Here is a 19,331-nt window from a genome sequence, read left to right on the forward strand (position 1 = left end):
TGTCCGCCGTGCCAGCCTGACCAGCGGCCAACCCGCAGGAGCCAACGCTCCTACACCATCATCAGGGACACGACCGGGCGTTGCCCCTCCCAAACCCTCCCCGCCAGGGGGCACGGCCGCCGGGACCCGCGGGTCGTTCGATGATGCTTCGACTGCCGGTTGAGACAGGGCATGGCGTAGCCCGCCTCTCGCCTCGAATGAGTCGTCGCCTCGCGGATGCCATTTTCGCGACGTCGCTCGGTTTAGTCCCGTTCTCCGCAAAAATTCAGGTCGCCGAACCGCCGCTGGCGAGATGGGCAGCGGTCGCGCCCGTCACCGAGCGCCCGCACGCGACCGTGAAGCCTGTGGGTGGGGGGTGTAGCAACGACCGTTTTTACGACGATTGCGAAAAAATTTGGAAGCTTTTGACCTGAAGGTCACCACCTGAAGTGGTGCTTCGCGCGCAAAGTCGTTTCACGACAGCGTGTTAACGACCTGAACGAGATCGAGGCGGCCTTTCATGCAACTCAAGGATGTATCTCGAAGCTCAACAAGTCTCAAAATTAGATTGACGAGCGTGTCCGCCTATAAGATGGTTCCATACATGTCTTTTGAGACGCTTTGCGTCCGCCAAAGGAACCAGGATGGCCCCCCAGCCCGTCGTCACCGTCTCCGGTCCCGCCAGCACCTTCATCGGCACGAACGCCACCTATGTGCTGAGCTTCGACAACGCGGCCTCCGGCGCCGCCGTCGGCTACGCGCCCTACATCGACGTCATCCTCCCGACCAACGGGGCCGATGGCGCGGGCGTGGGGAACAACCCCGTCAATGACGGCGTCACCGTCGTCTCGGCCACCTATCTCGGCGCGCCGGTCACGCAGACGACCGTCACCTTCGACGCGGCCGGCAAGGCCTCTCACCCCTTCGCGAAGGACGCCAGCGGCAACGCGATCGTCGTCACCGGCGCGCCGGGCGACACGCTCCTGGTGCTCACCCTGCCTTTCGGCAGCTTCACCACCACGCAGACCCCGGCTGACGTCGAACTCAAGCTCGCCGTCTCCAACCTCGCCGATCTCAACGTCCCGCTGAGCCTCTCAGCGACCGGCGGCTTCTCCTACGGCGCCGATCCGTTCAACAACCCGACGGCCGACGCGCCGATCCTCGGCCCGGCGGCGACGGCGACCCTGACGCCGACCGTCGCGACGCTCGACGTGATCTATCGCGGCCCCGAGCAGGAGACGGCGACCGGCCCCTCCTACCCGCGCACCTGGGACAGCCAGGCGGAGCTCGCGCCGGGGCAGACCTTCACCAACTTCAAGATCGTCTCGACCCTGCCCGACGGCGTGGTGCTGCTCGGCAGCGGTCCCAACAGCTGGCAGGTCACGCTCGAGGACGGCAACGGCAACATCCTCCCCGGCACGGTCAACGTCACGCAGAACGCCGACGGCACGACCACCGTCATCGGCACCTTCAGCGGGACCATCACGGGCGGGACCATCAAGCCCACCGTCTCGATGGACTGGTACGTCACCGAGTTCCTGCATGACGGGACGCCGGTGCTCGACCCATCCACGGGCGTGTTCCGCCCGATGCCGGCCAATGCCAGCCTGACCGCCGACTGGGACCCGATCGACGGCCGCGACCCGAACCCGACGCCGATCTCGATCGACCAGGCCGGGCCCGAGGACATCGTCACGGCGAAGTCCATCGCGATCCAGAAGGGCGTGTCCCTCGTCAACGGCGACGCCGACGCCAACGGCGTCGCCGACTGGCAGCCGGGCGGCACGCTGGAATACAAGCTGGACGGCCAGGTCTCGAACTACTTCGAGATGAAGGACCTCGTCATCCGCGACACGCTGGGTGACGGCCAGACCTTCAAGGCGGGCTTCCAGCCGACCATCGTCGTGAAGGAAGGCGGGGCCACCATCTACACCGGCCCGGTTCAGTACATCCTGGGCGCGAAGAACGCCGACGGCACGACGCCGATCGCCTTCCTCGTCTCGGACACGCTGTTCGCCAACGGAAGCGACGGCGTTCTAGACGGCAATGGTGGCGGCCTCGGCGCCGTGCCGCACGCCACGGTCTACAACCAGGCGACGGTCCTGGTGACGTTCCAGACGACCCTCGACGAGAACTGGGTGAACCCCGCCACCCAGGACGACATGGTGGACCAGGGCGACCCGGTCGGGAACGACGTGCTGTATGACGGCGACGTCTTCCTGACGGACGTCACCCGCACCGACGACAGCCATGCCGGCGTGAAGCTGCCGGTGAACAACGTCGAGAAGGCCATCTACTCGATCAACGGCGACACGTCGCAGGGCACGACGAGCTTCAACGTCAAGCCGAAGATCCAGGCCGGCGACCTGATCACCTACAAGCTCACGCTGGACATCCCGCTGACCTCCTCGCACGAGGTCACGCTGAAGGACTTCCTGCCGCTGCCGGTGCTCAAGGCGGGCGACCCGGACGCCAACGGCGTGAACAACGCCTTCACCTACGCCGGCATCACCAACACGCCGGGCGTCGGCCAGTGGTCCTTCATGACGACGGACCAGCTGCAGACCAACGCGCCGGGCGCGATCCCCGGCATCACCGTCACCCAGGACCCCACCGGCAACTCCATCCTGTGGGATTTCGGCGACATCACGAACAGCGCCTATCCGCGCACCAAGCTCGAGCTGCTCTTCACCGTCCGCGTCAATGACGAGGCCTTCGGCGACGGGCTGCTGCTGACGAACCAGGTCACCTCGAGCGAGGAGAACAGCTTCAACGAGGTCTTCCAGGACAACGCGATCATCCAGTTCGTGCTGGGCGAGCCGCGGCTGAAGATCACGAAGGGCGTCGTCGCCGAGGACAACACCGGCGGCGGCGTGTTCCTGAACGCCACCACGAACGACGCCTCCATCGGCCCCGCCGGCGTCACGTGGAACGGCAAGGGCGCCGCGACGCCCTTCAGCGGGACCATCACCAGCAGCGGCCTCGCCGCCAAGCCGGTGGACGCCAACCTGTTCCAGGCCGATGCGCGCGACACCGTCACCTTCGCCATCGTGCTCGAGAATGTCGGCAGCGGGCCGCGCGGCGCCTTCGACACGCTGATCAAGGACACGATCCCGGCGGGCTTCACCCTCGGCGCCGTGCCGCTGAACCTGAAGGTGGTGGACGGCACGGGTGCCGCCGTCGCCTACACCGGCGATCCCGCCGACATCTTCACCACCGGCATCGAGCTGGTGGACCCCGGCGCGCGCCAGGGCGCCATCGGCGCCTATGACCCGACCAGCGGCAAGAACATCGTCGTCATCACCTATGACCTGAGGATCGACGACAACGTCCAGTCCATGGCGCGGCTGACCAACACCGCGACCACGGCCGACTACGCGGCCGAGGAAGGCGGCATCAACCGCACCAGCACCGACAGCCTGCCGGACACGAACAGCGCCTTCGTCGAGATCACGCCGAAGATCGGCAAGACGGTCATCGCGACCTCCAACTCCGATACGGGCACGAGCGAGGGCAACGGGTCCCTCAGCGACCTGGCCATCGGGGAGGAGGTGACCTGGCGCGTCACCGTGACGGTGCCGGAGGGCATCTCCAAGAACCTGACGATCAGGGACATCCTGCCGGGCGGCGCCGGGGCCGTGACCTCGGGCAAGTTCCTCCTCGTCGGCGTCACGGACGCCACCGTCGGCGGCAACATCACCGGCTTCGGCTCGACCGTCGGCACGATCACGGACAGCAACGGCGACGGGATCAACGACACCGTCACCTTCAGCCTCGGCAACGTCACGAACGCGCCCGACAACGTCGAGGACGCCAAGGACACGGTCACCTTCGACATCACCGCGCGCGTGCTGGACGATGCCAGCAACCGGCGCGGCGACGTGGACACCAACAAGGCGACGGTCAGCGTCACCGACCCGTCCGGCAGCACCAAGACGACCGAGGTCCGCTCCTCGGTCGAGATCGTCGAGCCCGTCCTCGACATCACCAAGACCGTCAATCCGACGACGGCCGATGCCGGCGACACGCTGACCTACACCGTCACGCTCACCAACACCTCCGGCTCCTTCCGCGCGCCGGCCTACGAGGTCTCGATCGACGACCTGCTCGCGCAGCTGCCGCCCAACGCGCAGTTCCTCCCGGGCACGGTGACCCTCGGGTCCGGTCAGCCCGCCGGGACCACCATCGTCACCGGCAACGGCGCGGGCGACAGCACCATCAAGGTCACCACGCCGAAGCTGACGGAAGGCCAGTCGGTCACCTTCACCTTCAAGGCGGTGACGACGCCCGGCGCGATCAGCGGCCAGACCATCCCCAACGAGGCGGTGGCGACCGGCACCTCCATGCCGGGGACGCCGCCCTCGGAGCGGAGCTACACCGACAAGGACGACGCGACCGTCACGCTCGCGTCGCCGGGCATCACCAAGACGGTCACGGCCACGTCCTTCGCCGACACGGGCAGCGCCCGCTTCGACGCGGCGCGCCAGGACGTGAAGGTGAACGAGGTCGTCACCTACACCCTGGTGGTGACGCTGCCCGAAGGCCAGTCCGTCAACTTCCGCGTGATCGACAAGCTCGCGGACTCGCTGATCGCGAACAACAGCGACGGGCTGCTGCAATACATCCCCGGCAGCGCCCAGGTGGTTTCCGTCGGCGCGAACCTGTCGAAGGTGGGTGGCGGCAGCCTGCTGACGCCCACGGTGACGCCGAGCGACACCAACGGCAACGGCATCAACGACCAGCTCCGCCTCGACTTCGGGACGATCCTGAACGCGGCCGACAACGTCACCGACGCCAAGGACCGGATCACGATCCAGATCCAGGCCCGCGCGGCCGACGTGCCGGCGAACCAGAACGCCGACGTGCTGGTGAACAGGGCCCAGGCCTTCACCGACTTCTCGCAATCCTCGGAGGTCCAGGCCGCGGTGGATTTCGTCCAGCCCGAGCTGGACGTGCAGAAGACCACGAGCTTCACCACCGGTGACGCCGGCGACCTCGCCACCTACACCATCACCATCCGGCACACGGCGAACTCCTCCGCCAACGCCTACAACATGGTGCTGGGTGACCTGCTGGCCCCGGGCCTGCAGCTCGTCGCCGGCAGCGCGACGACGAGCTTCGGCAGCATCTCGACCGCCGGCGGCAAGATCACGCTCACGGCGCCCGCCTACACCCTGGGCTCCCAGCCGATCACCATCACCTACCAGGCGAGGCTGCTCGACGACGTCGTCCACAACCAGGCGATCACCAACGTCGCGAAGCTGACCTACGACACGGACAGCGACCCGACGCTGAGCCGCCAGCTGAACGACCAGGACGACGCGACCATCGGCGTCCGGATCACCGACACGGTCGAGAAGACCATCACGGCGACCGACAACCCCTACACCACGGGGACCAACGTCGCGGTCGGCGAGACGGTCACCTACCGGATCAAGGCGACGCTCGGCGAGGGCAAGCAGGGCCTCGTCATCACCGACGCCATGCAGACGGGTCTCGAATACGTCTCGTCCAAGGTCGTCAGCACCGGCGGCAACGTGCAGGACAGCACGCTGCTGGTGAACGACCCGGGCAGCTACAACGCCGGCACCAACACCGTGTCCTTCAACTTCGGCGCGGTGACCAATCTCGGCGACAACGTGGTCAACACGCTCGACACCGTGGTGGTCGAGGTGGTGGCGAAGGTCGCCAGCGGCACGGGCTCCGGCACGAACCTGCTGAACACGGCGACGCTCTCCCCCACCATCCCGACGAACCCGTACGGCGTGCCGCCGGGGCCGATGCCCCCCTCCGTGGACACGAAGACGGTCACGGTGGTGTCCGCCACGGTCGGCAACTTCGCCTTCGAGGACCAGAACGGCGACGGCATCCAGCAGGGCACGGAGCCCGGCGTGCAGGGCGTGGTCGTGCAGCTGCGCGACATGGGGGGCAACATCGTAGCCTCCCAGACCACGGGCTCGAACGGCCTCTACCTCTTCACCAACGTCGTCCCCGGCCAGTACTACGAGACCTTCGTCAAGCCGGCGGGCTGGGAGTTCACCAAGCCGCTCCAGGGCGGCAACCCGGCCCTCGACAGCGACGGCACGCCCGTCAACGCCACGACGGCCCAGGGCCCCAGCTTCACGCTCACCAACGGCCAGACCGACCTGACGCGCGACATCGGCCTCTACCGGCCGGCCTCGCTCGGCGACAAGGTGTGGGAGGATCTCGACGGCGACGGCACGCAGGACGGCAACGAGCCCGGCATCGCCAACATCGAGGTGAAGCTCTACGACGCGAGCAACACGCTCGTCGGCACGGTCTTCACCAACGGCGTGGGCGAGTACCAGTTCGCCAATCTGCGCCCCGGCGACTACACGGTGCAGTTCGGCAAGCCGGCGGGCTACGTCTTCACCGCGAAGGACGCGACGGGTGACGCGGCGGACAGCGACGCCAACCCGCTGAACGGCCTGACCGGGACGATCAACCTCGTCTCCGGCGAGAACGACACCACGGTGGATGCGGGCCTCTACAAGCCCGTCGTCATCGGCGACCGGGTCTGGGAAGACCTGGATGGCGACGGCGTGCAGGATCTGGGCGAGCCGGGCATCCAGGGCGTCAAGGTGAAGCTGCTCGACGGCAGCGGCAACCAGGTCGGCACCGACCTCGCGACCGACGCGAACGGCAACTACCAGTTCACCGGCCTGAAGCCCGGCCAGTACGCGGTGCAGTTCGTGAAGCCCTCGGGCTTCGACAGCACCGTGCCGGCCCAGGGCGGCAACCCCGCCCTCGACAGCGACGCCAACCAGACGACCGGCAGGACGCCGACCAAGACCTACATCTCGGGCGACATCGACCTGAACGTGGATGGCGGCTTCTACAAGCCCGTCTCGCTCGGCGACCGTCTCTGGCTCGACGCCAACGGCAACGGCGTCCAGGACGATGGCGAGCAGGGCGTCACCGGCCAGACCGTCAACCTCTATGACGGCTCGGGCAACTTCGTGACGAGCGCGGTCACGGGTGCGAACGGCTTCTACAACTTCACCGGCCTGCGCCCCGGCACCTACACGGTCGAGTTCACGAAGCCCGTCGGCTACTGGTTCACCCAGCCCGGCCAGGGCGGCAACCCGGCCCTCGACAGCAACGCCAGCACCACCACCGGCAAGACGGCCGCCGTCACCCTGGCCTCCGGCCAGAGCGACATGACGATCGACGCGGGCATCTTCCAGCCCGTGACCATCGGCGACCGCGCCTGGGTGGACACCAACGGCAACGGCATCCAGGACGGGTCGGAGCCCGGCCTCAAGGATGTCGAGGTGAAGCTCATCAACGTGACGACCGGACAGGTGGTCGGCACCGCGATGACCGATGCCAACGGCGCCTACAGCTTCACCGTCGCGCCCGGCACCTACAAGGAGGTGTGGACCGCGCCCGGCGCCTATGTGCCCACGTTGCAGGGGCAGGGCGGCAACCCGGCGCTCGACAGCAACGTGAACCCGGTCACGAAGGAGACGGCGCCGATCACCCTGTCCTCGGGCCAGTCGGACCCGACGCAGGATGGCGGGTTCTACATCCCCGTCCGCATCGGCGACACGGTGTTCGAGGATCAGAACGGCAACGGCATCCAGGATGGCGTCGACACGCCGCTCCAGGGCGTCACCGTCAACCTGTATGATGGGGCCGGCAACTTCGTCGCCACGACGACCACGGGCGCGAACGGCAAGTACGAGTTCAACGGCCTCCGCCCGAACACCTATCAGGTGGAGTTCGTGGAGCCCGCGGGCTTCACCTTCACGACGCCCGACGCCGCGGGCAGCACCGACGCGAACGACAGCGACGCGAACACGGCGACGGGCCGCGCACCCGCCAGGACCTACGTGTCGGGCGACGTGGACCTGAGCATCGACGCCGGGCTGTGGCGCCCGGTGACGATCGGCAACTACGCCTGGCTCGACCACAACGGCAACGGGATCCAGGACGGCAACGAGAGCCCGCTGGCCGGCGTCACGGTCAAGCTCTACGACGCGGTGACGGGCGCGCTGCTCGGCACCCAGACGACCGGCGCCAACGGCCTTTACCTCTTCACCGGCCTGAAGCCCGGCACCTTCCGCGAGGACTGGACGGCGCCCACGGGCTACGTCTTCACGCGGCCGGACCAGGGCAACGACGACGCGCTCGACAGCGACGTGCTGGCGCTGGCCCAGGCCGCCGGCAGCACCGCCAACTTCAACGTCTGGTCGGGCCAGACCGACCTGACGCGCGACGCCGGCCTGCTGGAGCTCGGCTCGATCTCCGGCCGCGTCTTCAAGCCCGTGGTCGGCAACCTCTGCGACGGGCGGATGCCGGACAGCGTGTTCGGCGGCGTGACCGTCAACCTGCTCGACGCCAACGGCAACGTGGTGAAGTCCACCGTCACGGCGGAGGACGGCACCTACAAGCTCGGCGGCGTGGTGCCGGGCACCTACACGGTGCAATTCGTCAAGCCCGATGGCACCGCCTTCATCCCGCAGGTGGCCGGCACCAACTCGCCCACCGACAGCGACGCCAACCCCGCGAACGGCGTCACCCCGCCGATCACGGTCACCTCGGGCGAGCATGAGGTGCAGTGGAACGCCGGGGTTGTTCACCTGACGGGGACGGTGCTCGATGGCGGCCCGACGGTGACGGTGACGAACGGCGGCGCGTCGCTGAACGGCCCGGGCAGCCAGGTCATCCAGGTGCTCGGCTCGGCCAGCATCAACCTCAACACCGCGGGCAACCTCGTCCTCGGCGGCCAGGGCGACCTCACCGTCTCCTCCAACCAGGGCGGCCAGTACCTCGTCGGCGGCGCGGGCAACAACATCCTCCACATGGGCCCGAACGGCGGCGGCGTCGCCATCGGCGGCAAGGGAACCACCATCGTCGAGGGCACCGCCGGCAACGACATCATCATCGGCGGCTGCGGCGAGAACAACGTCCAGGGCCTCGGCACCAACAGCCAGGGCCTCGGCGGCTGGGACCTCATCGTCGGCGGCAACAGCAACGACATCCTCGAGGGCAACCACTCCTCGGGCTACATCCTCGGCGGCGGCGGCGACGACCGCATCCACGCCGCCGGCAGCAACGTCTACCTCCACGGCGGCACCAACAACGGCAGGATCAGCTTCGCCGGCGGCCAGCTCTCCGGCCTCGTCATCGGCGATCACGTCAACGCCACCGGGCCCGGCAGCCAGATCGTCTGGCAGAAGGGCGACGGGGTGCAGTGGATCGAGAACTTTAACCCCGCCGGCGGCGACCGCATTAACGTCTACGGCTACGCCGCGCCCACCCAGGTCGGCACCGTCAACGGCTTCACCGTCCTCTACTTCGGCGAGAACGAGGCGCTGGTCTTCAACGGCGCCGCCCCGGCCTCGGGCATCAACTACGTGCCGAGCCAGACCAAGGCGTCCGGGCCCTTCGGCGACTTCCAGCCGCTCGCGCCCGTCGTGCTCGGCCCGAGTGTCACCACCTTCTTCGGCACCTCGGGCGACGACATCGCCGTCGCCTCGGCCAACGGCACGCGCTTCCAGGGCAATGCCGGCAACGACGCCTTCTTCGGCAACGCCGGCCACGACGTCTTCGTCGGCGGGGCGGGCTCCGACCTGTTCCGCGGCGGGGACGGTCTCGACAAGGCGGTGTACAGCTTCGCCTACGATCCGGCGAAGCTGGCGCAGAACAGCGTCGGCGACTGGGTCCTGCAAAAGCCGGCCGGCGCCGACCTGCTGCAGGGCGTCGAGCAGATCCAGTTCGCCAACGGGCTGCTGAACCTGACCAATGGCAGCTTCAACCCGGCGGCGCTGACCGACCCCGACTATGATGGCGACGGCAAGGCGGACCTGCTGTTCCTGAGCACGAACGGCTCGGTCTTCCAGTGGAAGATGAACGGCGCGGGCCAGGAGGCGGGTGCGGCCATGGCCCATGTCGGCGCGGGCTGGCGGGTCGCCGCCCAGGGCGACCTGGACGCGGACGGCAAGACCGACGTGGTGTGGCGCAACGACGCGGGCGGTCTCTACCTGTGGAAGATGGACGGGCTGAACGCGCCGACGGGCCTGGCGCTGGCGGATCCGGGTGCGGACTGGCAGGTGGCGGGCTCGGCCGATTTCGACGGCGACGGCAAGTTCGACCTGCTGTGGCGCCACACCGACGGCTCGGTGTTCCAGTGGCAGATGGATGGCGGGGCCATCAAGGCGATGGGGGGGCTGGGCAACCCTGGCCTCGGCTGGACGATCGCGGGGGTGGGCGACTTCGGCGGGGACGGCCGGGCCGACATCCTGTGGACGAACGGTTCGGGCGATCTGTATCTGTGGAACCTCGACGGCACGTCGATCGCGTCGCAGGGGTCGGTCGGCAACGCGGGCGCGGGCTGGGCCGTGGCCGGTGTGGGCGACTTCAACGGCGATGGCCGGACGGACGTGGTGTTCCGCAACGCCGACGGCCTGATCTACCAGTGGCAGATGAACGGCAGCCAGGTTGTGTCGCAGGGTGCGATCGGCACGGTGGGCTCGGATTGGCGGCTGGCGTCGGTGGACGACTTCAACGGCGACGGCAAGACGGACCTGATCTGGCAGAACGGGTCCGGGACGATCTGGCAGTGGACGCTGGACGGCCTGAGCGTGACGGGCAACGGGGCGGTGGGCCAGGTGACGCCGGACTGGCTGATCGTCTGAGCGGGACGGGCTTGGCGTCCGTGCGCGCCAGCCGATCGCGGCGCCGGCGGGCGGGGGCGCCGCCCCCGCGCCCCCGCCGGGAACCTCAGGTTCCTGGACCTCCGGGTCCTTGGTTGGGGATTGGGGATGGGGCAGCGATTGCCCTCGATCGAGGTCGCTTGAGTGACGCCCCCTCCCCAACAAACGATCCGCGGGTCCAGGGGGCCATGCCCCCTGGCGGGGGCCTGGGGAGCCTCCGCGCCCCTTTCCCGAACCCGGCTCGGTAAGACCAGATGGCCTGTTCTGGCAGACACCTCGCAAAGACGCGCCGCGCGCCTAAAGATGAGTTCACGAAGCTGGGATACCCGCGTCTCCCCCACACTGGTGAGCCACCGATCGTGCTCGAGGCGACAGCCTCGCATGCGCTAAGCGTTGGAGGCGATGAGTGACCCAATCGGACGGCTGACGCTGCTCGCCCACTCTCTGCCAGGACAGCCGGAAGCGGAGTGGGAACAGCTCGGTACCCATCTCCACCGCGTCGCAAACTTGGCCGGAGGCTTTGCCGCAGCGTTCGGCTGCGGCGGTCTCGGCCGGGCCGCTGGCCTCCTGCACGATCTCGGCAAGGCGTCCGACGCCTTCCAGGCCTATATCCGGCAGCCGCGTTCCGACGGCGCCACCGGACCGAGAGGCCCCGATCATTCGACCGCCGGCGCCCAGCAGGCACTGGTGCTGTATCCTCAAGCTGCTGCCCGTTGGCTCGCCTATGTGGTGGCAGGCCATCACGCTGGCCTCGCTGACTCCGAGGAGCTGCTGCAGCGGCTCGGCAGCCGGCCGCCCCCCTACGGTCACGGACTGGACGCTGCTGGACCGCTGCCCGGGACCCCCGACCTCGTTCCAACGGCCCCGCTGAAAGCGGGCGCGCCGCCGGGCTTCGCCGAGGCCTTCCTCGTCCGCATGCTGTTTTCCTGCCTCGTGGATGCGGATCGCCTCGCCACACGCGCCTTTTATGAAGGTGACACCGATCCGCCTTTCGCGTCGGTGGCGGAGCTACGCGACCGACTCCGCGCGCACCTCGCGACGATGGCGGGCACCGCGCCCGCGGTGGACGCCCTGCGGCGCGAGGTGCTCGCCCACGCCGTCGCGCGGGCAGAGCTCTCGCCCGGCCTCTTCACGCTCACCGTGCCGACCGGTGGCGGCAAGACATTCACCTCGCTCGCCTTCGCGCTGGAGCATGCCGCGAGGCACGGCCTTCGCCGCGTCGTCCACGTCATCCCCTTCACATCCATCGTGGAGCAGACCGCCGACGCGTTCCGCCGCGCCCTCGGTTCAGAAACCGACGTGCTGGAGCATCATTCGGTGGCCGACTGGGGCGACGACGAGGGCGAGGCGGGCGACGGCCTCGCCAAGCTGCGCCGTGACGCGGCCGAGAACTGGTCCGCCCCTGTCGTCGTCACGACCGCTGTCCAGTTCTTCGAGAGCTTGTTCTCCAACCGGCCCTCACGATGCCGGAAGCTGCACAGCCTCGCCCGCTCCGTGATCGTGGTGGATGAGGCGCAGACCATGCCTTTGCCGCTGCTCCGGCCTTGCCTCGCCGCACTGGACGAGCTGGCGCGGAACTACGGCGCGAGCGTCGTGCTCTGCACCGCGACACAGCCGGCGCTCCGCGTCCAGGATGAGTTTAAGAGCGGTCTCGACATCGGACCGGAGCGGGAACTGGCGCCCGAGCCGTTGCGACTCTACGGCGCGCTGCGGCGGGTGCGCGTGGAGGTGCTGAAGGACGGCGCCCTCCCCGATGCGGCGGTCGCGGAGCGCATCGCGGCGGCGCGGCAAATCCTCTGCGTCGTCAACACACGCGCCCATGCCCGGGCGCTGTTCGAGGAGGCGCGAGGCGCCGAGGGGCTGCTGCACCTTTCCACCCTCATGTGCCCGGCGCACCGGCGCACGGTGCTGGCGGAGATGAGGCGGCGGCTGGCGGAGGGGGCACCAGTGCGTGTCGTCTCGACGTCGCTCGTGGAAGCCGGCGTGGACGTGGATTTCCCAGAGGTCTGGCGCGCGGTCGCCGGGATCGACTCCATCGCGCAGGCCGCTGGCCGGTGCAACCGTAACGGAAGGCTGCCCGAAGCCGGGGGCCGCGTCGTCGTCTTCGAGCCCGAGGCGCGCTGGAAGCCACCGGCGGAGCTGGCGCAGGCTTGGGAGGTGGCTCGCAGCGTGCTGGCGAAGCACGACGATCCTCTCGGGCTGGCGGCGGTGGCGACCTATTTCGGCGAGCTCTACTACCGACGAGGGCAGGAGGAACTGGACGCTGCCGTGGTGGAGGAGCGCCCCGGCATCCTCGCGGCGTTCGCGCGCAACCGAGGTCGTCATCTCTTCCCCTTCCGCGCGGTCGCCTCGGCCTTTCGCATGATCGACGACGCGCTACTGCCGGTCGTAGTGCCGCTCGATGACGTGGCGCGGGATGCCCTCGCGCGAGTCCGCTTCGCGGATCGGCCGTCCAGAGGCGACTGGCGGCGGCTGCAAGCCTACACGGTGGGCATTCCCCGCCGCGCCTGGAATGCGTGGCTGGCCGCGGGCGCGCTCCTGCCTGTTCGCAGCGAACTATCGGACGGGCCGATGGCCTTCCGCGACGACTCTCATTACCGCGCCGACACCGGCCTCGACATCGAGGCGCTGCACCTGCGGGACGCGGGGCGCAACATCATCTGATTTGCCGCTTGCAAGCTCCCTGCGGCGGGTGCCTGTCGGTACCTATCGCAGGTCGCCTTGCGCGGACGTTTTCGAATTCGTGTCGTCATTCCTGGCGCCATCGAGGTCGAGCTTGTCTGGGAGCCCCCATAAGGGTGCGGCGAGGTGTGGATCGAAACAGCGAGGGGTAGGCTGCTGCGGGCAGAATGATCCTCTGGGTCGGCTCGCGCGCTGCGCCAGCCGACCCCCCCTGCAACACACATGGCGTTTCACTTGACGCCACGCTTGTGTTTGTGGCGCCATGAAGCCGCCGATTTTGGGGGCGATCATGTCCTATGGCATCCGCCTCCATGTGTGGGGCGACCGCGCCTGCTTCACGCGCCCTGAGATGAAGGTCGAGCGCGTCTCCTACGACGTGATGACGCCCTCCGCTGCTCGCGGCATCCTCGAGGCCATCCACTGGAAGCCTGCCATCCGGTGGGTCGTGGATCGTATCCACGTGCTCCGGCCGATTCGCTTCCAGTCCTTCCGCCGCAATGAGGTCGGCGCCAAGGCCAGCGGCGCGCTCGCCGAACGCGCCTGGCGCGCCGGCCGCACGGAGGGACTCGGCCTTGTCGTGGAGGAGGTGCGGCAGCAGCGCGCTACGATGCTGCTGGTGGACGTCGCCTACGTGATCGAGGCGCATTTCGAGATGACGGGCCGCGCCCAGGCGGAGGACACGGCTGCCAAGCACGCCAGCATGTTCAACCGCCGTGCCGGCGCCGGGCAGTGCTTTCACCGCCCCTGCCTCGGCACGCGGGAATTCGCCGCGAGCTTTGCTCTGCTCCCCGAAGGCGCCGCCCTGCCCGAAAGCCGCCTGCCGCCGGACCAGCGGGACCGCGACCTCGGCTGGATGCTGCATGACCTTGATTACACTGCGGGGCCGGTCCCCGTCTCGCGCTTCTTCCGGGCAAGGCTGCGCGACGGCGTGCTGGATGTTGGGCGCTGCTTGACCGAGGGGGGCGCCGCGGCGTGACGGTGCTGGCGGCCCTCGATTCCTACTACCGCCGCATGGCCGAGCGCGGCGACGTCGCTGAGGCCGGCTGGTCGCAGGAACCGGTGGGGTTCGTCCTGACGCTGGCAGCTGATGGGACGTTGCTCGAGGTGCAGACGCGGCTCGACGGCAAGGGCAAGCCGCGCCCGGCCCTGGTGCCGAAATGGTTCGGGCGCTCCGGCACGGGCTCGACGCCCTTCTTCCTGTGGGACAATCCGGCGTATGCGCTCGGCGTCGGCGATGCCGAAAAGAAGAAGCCCGCGAAGACCGCGCAGGACCACGCCGCGTTCCGTGCCTTGCATGAGCGGGAGCTGGCGGGCGAGACCGATGAGGGGCTTGTCGCCCTCCTGCGCTTCCTGGCGACCTGGACGCCCGCGCGCTTCGCCGCGGCGCCGTTCGAGGCGCGGATGCTGCCCTGGAATCTCGCCTTCCGCCTCGGAGACGAGCCGCGCCTGATCCATGAGCGGCCTGCGGCGCGGCGTCACGTCGCGCGGCTGGCCGGCGTGGAGGAGCAGGACGGCGGCGCGGTGGTGCCGTGCCTCGTGACGGGCACGCTCTCGGCACCGGTCCGGCTGCACCCCAAAATCAAAGGGGTAGACGGCACCGCATCGGCCGAGGTGCCGCTCGTGTCCTTCAACGAGGAGGCCTTCGCCTCGCACGGCCAGGAGCAGGGGCTGAACGCCCCCGTCTCCCGCGCGGCAGCGCAGCGCTACGGCGCGGCGCTCAACCGCCTGCTCGACCGCGGGCGGAACAGCAACCGCCTCCGCATCGCGGATACCACCGTCGCCTTCTGGGCCGACGCCTCCGAGGCGGAGGCGCGGGAGGCTGAGTCCTTCGTCGCGGCTTGCTTCGGCGGGGGCGGCGACGAGGAGAAGCCTGACGAGGAGCAGGAAGCCGAGCGGCTGCGCGACGCGCTCGTGGCCGTCCGCGACGGCCGGGCAGAGGCCAAGGTGCCGGAGCTGTCCCCCGGCGTGCGCTTCCACGTACTCGGTCTCTCGCCCAACGCCGCACGGCTGTCGGTGAGGTTCTGGCTGTCCGACAGCTTCGCGCGGTTCGCCGAGCGACTGGTGCGGCACCAGGAGGACCTCTCCATCTTGCCCGCTCCCTGGCGCGGCCGGGCGCCCTCGGTGCTGCGGTTGCTCGTCAAGACGACGGCGCCGGGGGAGAAGTTCGAGAACATCCCGCCGGCGCTGGCCGGCGAGGTCATGCGCGCCGTGCTTGAGGGCACGCCCTATCCGCGCACGCTGCTCGCGGCCGCGGTGACGCGGCTGCGGGCGGGCGACGACGCCGGCACAGGCTGGCACGCCGCCGCGATCCGCGCCGGTCTGGCGCGCGAGGCCCGGTTTTTCCAGGGAAAGGAGGCTCCGCCCGTGGAGCTCGACAAGGACAGCGACGACCCCGCCTACAACCTCGGGCGCTTCTTCGCCGTGGCGGAGATCGCCCAGCGCATGGCGCTCGGCCGCGGCGTCAAGGCCACGATCCGGGACCGCTACTACGGTGCGTTCTCCGCGACGCCCGCCAGCGTGTTCCCACTCGTCCAGCGGGGCATGCAGAACCACCTCGCCAAGCTCCGGAAGGAGGGCAAGGGCGGCTGGGTCGAGCGGGAGGTGGAGCAGATCGTCGGACGGCTGCCTCCCGAAGGGCCGCCGCGCTTCCTGCCGCTCGACGGCCAGGGGCGACTCGCAATCGGCTACTACCACCAGCGTGCGACCAAGATCGAAGGCAAGCCCGCGGCGGAGCGGGCCGAGGAAGAGGCGGTCGAGGGGGAGGATGGCAATGAGTAACACCGCCGTGGCGGCCGGGTCCGGGGCGCTGACGCGCCGGCACGACTTCGTCCTGTTCTTCGACGTGGCGAACGGGAACCCGAACGGCGACCCGGACGCCGGGAACCTCCCCCGCCTCGACCCCGAGACGAACCGCGGCCTCGTCTCCGACGTCGCGCTCAAGCGCAAGATCCGGAATTACGTGGCGCTGGCTCGCGATCAGGGTGATCGTCACAAAATCTACATGCGGGACGGCGCCACGCTGAACGTCGAGCACGGCTTGGCCCGGAAGGCGGTCACGCCCGAGGACACGACCGAAAAGGCGCTGAAGGCGCTGCCTAAGGACGCGGACAAGGCGCGCGCCGTCACGAAGTGGATGTGCAACAATTTCTGGGACATCCGTGCCTTTGGCGCCGTGATGACGACGGGCGTGAACGCGGGCCAGGTCCGCGGGCCCGTGCAGCTGACCTTCGCCACCTCCGTCGAGCCAGTCCTGCCGCTGGAGATCGCCATCACCCGCCTCGCCGCGACGACCGAGAAGGACCACGAGGACAAAGGCGGGCGGACCATGGGCCGCAAGCACATCGTCCCCTACGGCCTCTATCGCGCGCATGGCTTCGTCTCGGCCGCCCTCGCCTCGGACGGCACGAAGGGCACCGGCTTCTCTGAGGATGACCTCGCGCTGCTGTGGGAGGCGCTGCGCAACATGTTCGAGCATGACCGCTCAGCCGCGCGGGGCGAGATGGCAACCCGGCGCCTCGTCGTGTTCCAGCACGAGAGCAAGCTGGGCCGGGCCCATGCGCACGACCTCTTCGCCCGCGTGACCGCCCACCGCGTCTTCAATGGGGACCGGCACCCGGTGGGCGACCCGCGCACCGGCAATTGGCCGGCCGCGCGCTCCTTCGCCGACTATGCCATTGAGGTGGACCGCGAAGGCCTGCCGGCCGGCGTCGAGATCCTGGAGCCCTGACCGTGGTGGTACCCCCGCCGCCGGACCCGGAGGCGGAGGACCGGCTCGTGCCCCTTTCCGCCCTGCAGCACTATCTCTACTGCCCACGGCAGAGCGCGCTGATCCATGTCGAGGGACTGTGGGCCGAGGACGCGGCCACCGCCCAGGGCCGCCTCCTCCACGCGCGGCCGGATGGCGGCCGGGGCGAAACTCGCCCGAGCGTGCGCATCGCGCGCGGCCTCGCGCTGCGCTCCTTCGCCCTGGGCGTCAGCGGCCGCGCCGACGTGGTGGAGTTCCCGGCGGATGGCGGCGCGCCCGTCCCTGTCGAATACAAGCGCGGCCGGCCCAAGGCGCACCGCGCCGACGAGGTGCAGCTCTGCGCGCAGGCGGTCTGCCTCGAGGAAATGTTCCGCCGCCCCGTCGCGACGGGCTTCCTCTTCTATGGCGAGACTCGGCGGCGCATGGAGGTGGCGATGGACGGGGAACTGCGTGCGCTGACTGCCCGCACCGCCGCGGCGGCGCGGGCCGACATCCTGGAGGCGCGAACCCCGCCGCCGGTCTTCGGCCCGCATTGCCGGCGCTGCTCCCTCCAGAGCCTTTGCCGGCCGGAGCGAATGGAGCGCGCGCCGCCCGTGGCCGAGTGGCTGCGCCGGCAAATCGGCGCCGGCTGAGCGGCAATGCGGCCGCTCCGGAACATCCTCTACGTCACGTCCGAGGACGCGTGGCTGCGCAAGGACGGGGCAAACGTCGTCGTCGAGGTCGAGGGGGCTGAACGCGGGCGCGCCCCGCTTCACATGCTGGAGGGCATCGTCGCGTTCACGCGCCCCGGCTGCTCGCCGGCGCTGATGGCGGCCTGCGCCGAGGCAGGCATCGCCCTCTCCTTCCTGACGCCCGAGGGTCGCTTTTTGGCGCGGGTGGAGGGGGCACGGAGCGGAAATGTGCTGCTCCGCCGCACGCAGCATCGGGCCGCCGACGACCCCGTGCGCTGCGTGCCCATCGTGCGCGGGATGGTCGCGGCGAAGGCGGCCAACCAGCGCACCGTCCTCCTCCGCGCGCTGCGCGACCACGGGGTCGGCATGGAGGAATCTGGCCGGCTGGCCCTGGAGGCGACGGCCGAAAGGCTGGGCCACATTGCGCGCCGCACGCTCGCGATGGCGGAGGTGGACGCGCTGCGCGGTTTCGAAGGCGAGGCCGCCGCAGCGTACTTCGCCGTTTTCAACCGGCTGATCCGAGTGGACGACCCGGCGCTGCGCTTCAGCGGCCGCTCGCGCCGCCCGCCGCTCGACCGGATCAACGCGCTGCTGTCCTTTCTCTACGCCATGCTGGGACATGACTGCCGGTCGGCGGCGGAGGCGCATGGCCTCGACCCGCAGGTGGGCTTTCTCCATCGGGACCGACCGGGGCGGGCTGGCCTCGCACTCGACCTGATGGAGGAGCTGCGTCCGGTGCTGGCGGACCGCTTGGCGCTGAGCCTGGTCAACCGGCGGCAGGTCGGTGCCACGGACTTCGTGGTGGAGGAGGCGGGCGGGGTGCGGCTGACGGACAACGCTCGGCGTGCCGTGCTGGTGGCCTGGCAGGAGCGAAAGCGCGAGGAGCTGCGCCATCCCTTTTTCGACGAGGTGGTGCCGTTGGGCCTGTTCGCATCGCTCCAGGCGCAGCTGCTAGCGCGGCATCTGCGCGGTGATCTCGACGGATACCCTGGCTTCATTTGGAAATAGGCACGCATGCTTATGCTCATCACATACGACGTGAGCACCGAGACGACGGCTGGCCGTCGCCGGCTGCGTCGCGTGGCCCGGGCTTGCCTCGACTTTGGGCAAAGGGTGCAGCAGTCGGTTTTTGAATGCGAGGTCGATCCGGCGCAGTGGGAGGCTCTTCGTGCACGCCTCATCGCTGAGATCGACAGCAACGAGGATAGCCTGCGGTTCTACCGGCTTGGAGCTGAGGGCCGCCGTCGCGTTGAGCACGTAGGTGCACATCCCGTGCTGGACCTGGGCGGCCCGCTGATCATGTAACCCTGGCGGAATTCGCGCGAACCCACAGCCCCCATGAGGAAGCAGGGAGGTTCGCGCCTTAAAATTGCCAGGCAAAACAAGGCCCTCCTACAGAATTGGGCTCTGACGCCCTCGCGCATTGGGCGCTCAGGCGGCTATCGCGGAATCGGCCGTCTTTGCCGATGTTTCTCAATCGCTTATCCCAGGCGCGGTCGCCCCCTTCGCGGGGGCGTGGATCGAAACGGCCGGCCCGATTGGGGCCGCGGGCTAGTGCGCCTGTCGCCCCCT

Annotated in this window: 8 protein-coding genes; all 8 read left to right on the forward strand. The window is 69.2% G+C overall.

The features are described 5' to 3' along the window. Positions 1-623 precede the first annotated feature (623 nt). Positions 624-10,643: an SdrD B-like domain-containing protein gene (locus K2X24_RS04880; protein WP_292495239.1), complete on the forward strand. Its 10,020-nt coding sequence runs from the start codon at positions 624-626 to the stop codon at positions 10,641-10,643. A gap of 420 nt (positions 10,644-11,063) precedes the next feature. Then, a complete protein-coding gene (cas3, locus tag K2X24_RS04885) occupies positions 11,064-13,325 on the forward strand; it encodes a CRISPR-associated helicase Cas3' (RefSeq protein WP_292495240.1) in 2,262 nt (753 codons plus the stop codon). A gap of 307 nt (positions 13,326-13,632) precedes the next feature. Next, positions 13,633-14,319 (forward strand): type I-C CRISPR-associated protein Cas5c, encoded by a 687-nt coding sequence (gene cas5c, locus K2X24_RS04890; protein WP_366934439.1) that lies wholly within the window; start codon positions 13,633-13,635, stop codon positions 14,317-14,319. After that, complete coding sequence (cas8c, locus tag K2X24_RS04895; protein ID WP_292495244.1) at positions 14,316-16,121, forward strand: type I-C CRISPR-associated protein Cas8c/Csd1; 1,806 nt, start codon at positions 14,316-14,318, stop codon at positions 16,119-16,121. The genes cas5c and cas8c overlap by 4 nt, the downstream gene beginning before the upstream one ends. Then, a complete protein-coding gene (cas7c, locus tag K2X24_RS04900) occupies positions 16,114-17,070 on the forward strand; it encodes a type I-C CRISPR-associated protein Cas7/Csd2 (RefSeq protein WP_292495246.1) in 957 nt (318 codons plus the stop codon). The genes cas8c and cas7c overlap by 8 nt, the downstream gene beginning before the upstream one ends. Positions 17,071-17,072: 2 nt before the next feature. Continuing rightward, positions 17,073-17,720 carry a CRISPR-associated protein Cas4 gene (gene cas4 / locus K2X24_RS04905; RefSeq protein WP_292495248.1) on the forward strand — a complete coding sequence of 216 codons (648 nt, stop codon included), beginning with the start codon at positions 17,073-17,075 and terminating at the stop codon, positions 17,718-17,720. A gap of 6 nt (positions 17,721-17,726) precedes the next feature. After that, a complete protein-coding gene (gene cas1c, locus K2X24_RS04910) occupies positions 17,727-18,767 on the forward strand; it encodes a type I-C CRISPR-associated endonuclease Cas1c (protein WP_292495250.1) in 1,041 nt (346 codons plus the stop codon). A 6-nt stretch (positions 18,768-18,773) separates the two neighbouring features. Continuing rightward, complete coding sequence (gene cas2 / locus K2X24_RS04915; RefSeq protein ID WP_292495252.1) at positions 18,774-19,064, forward strand: CRISPR-associated endonuclease Cas2; 291 nt, start codon at positions 18,774-18,776, stop codon at positions 19,062-19,064. Positions 19,065-19,331: the final 267 nt, after the last annotated feature.

Source organism: Methylobacterium sp., assembly GCF_019750675.1.
Taxonomy (GTDB): domain Bacteria; phylum Pseudomonadota; class Alphaproteobacteria; order Rhizobiales; family Beijerinckiaceae; genus Methylobacterium.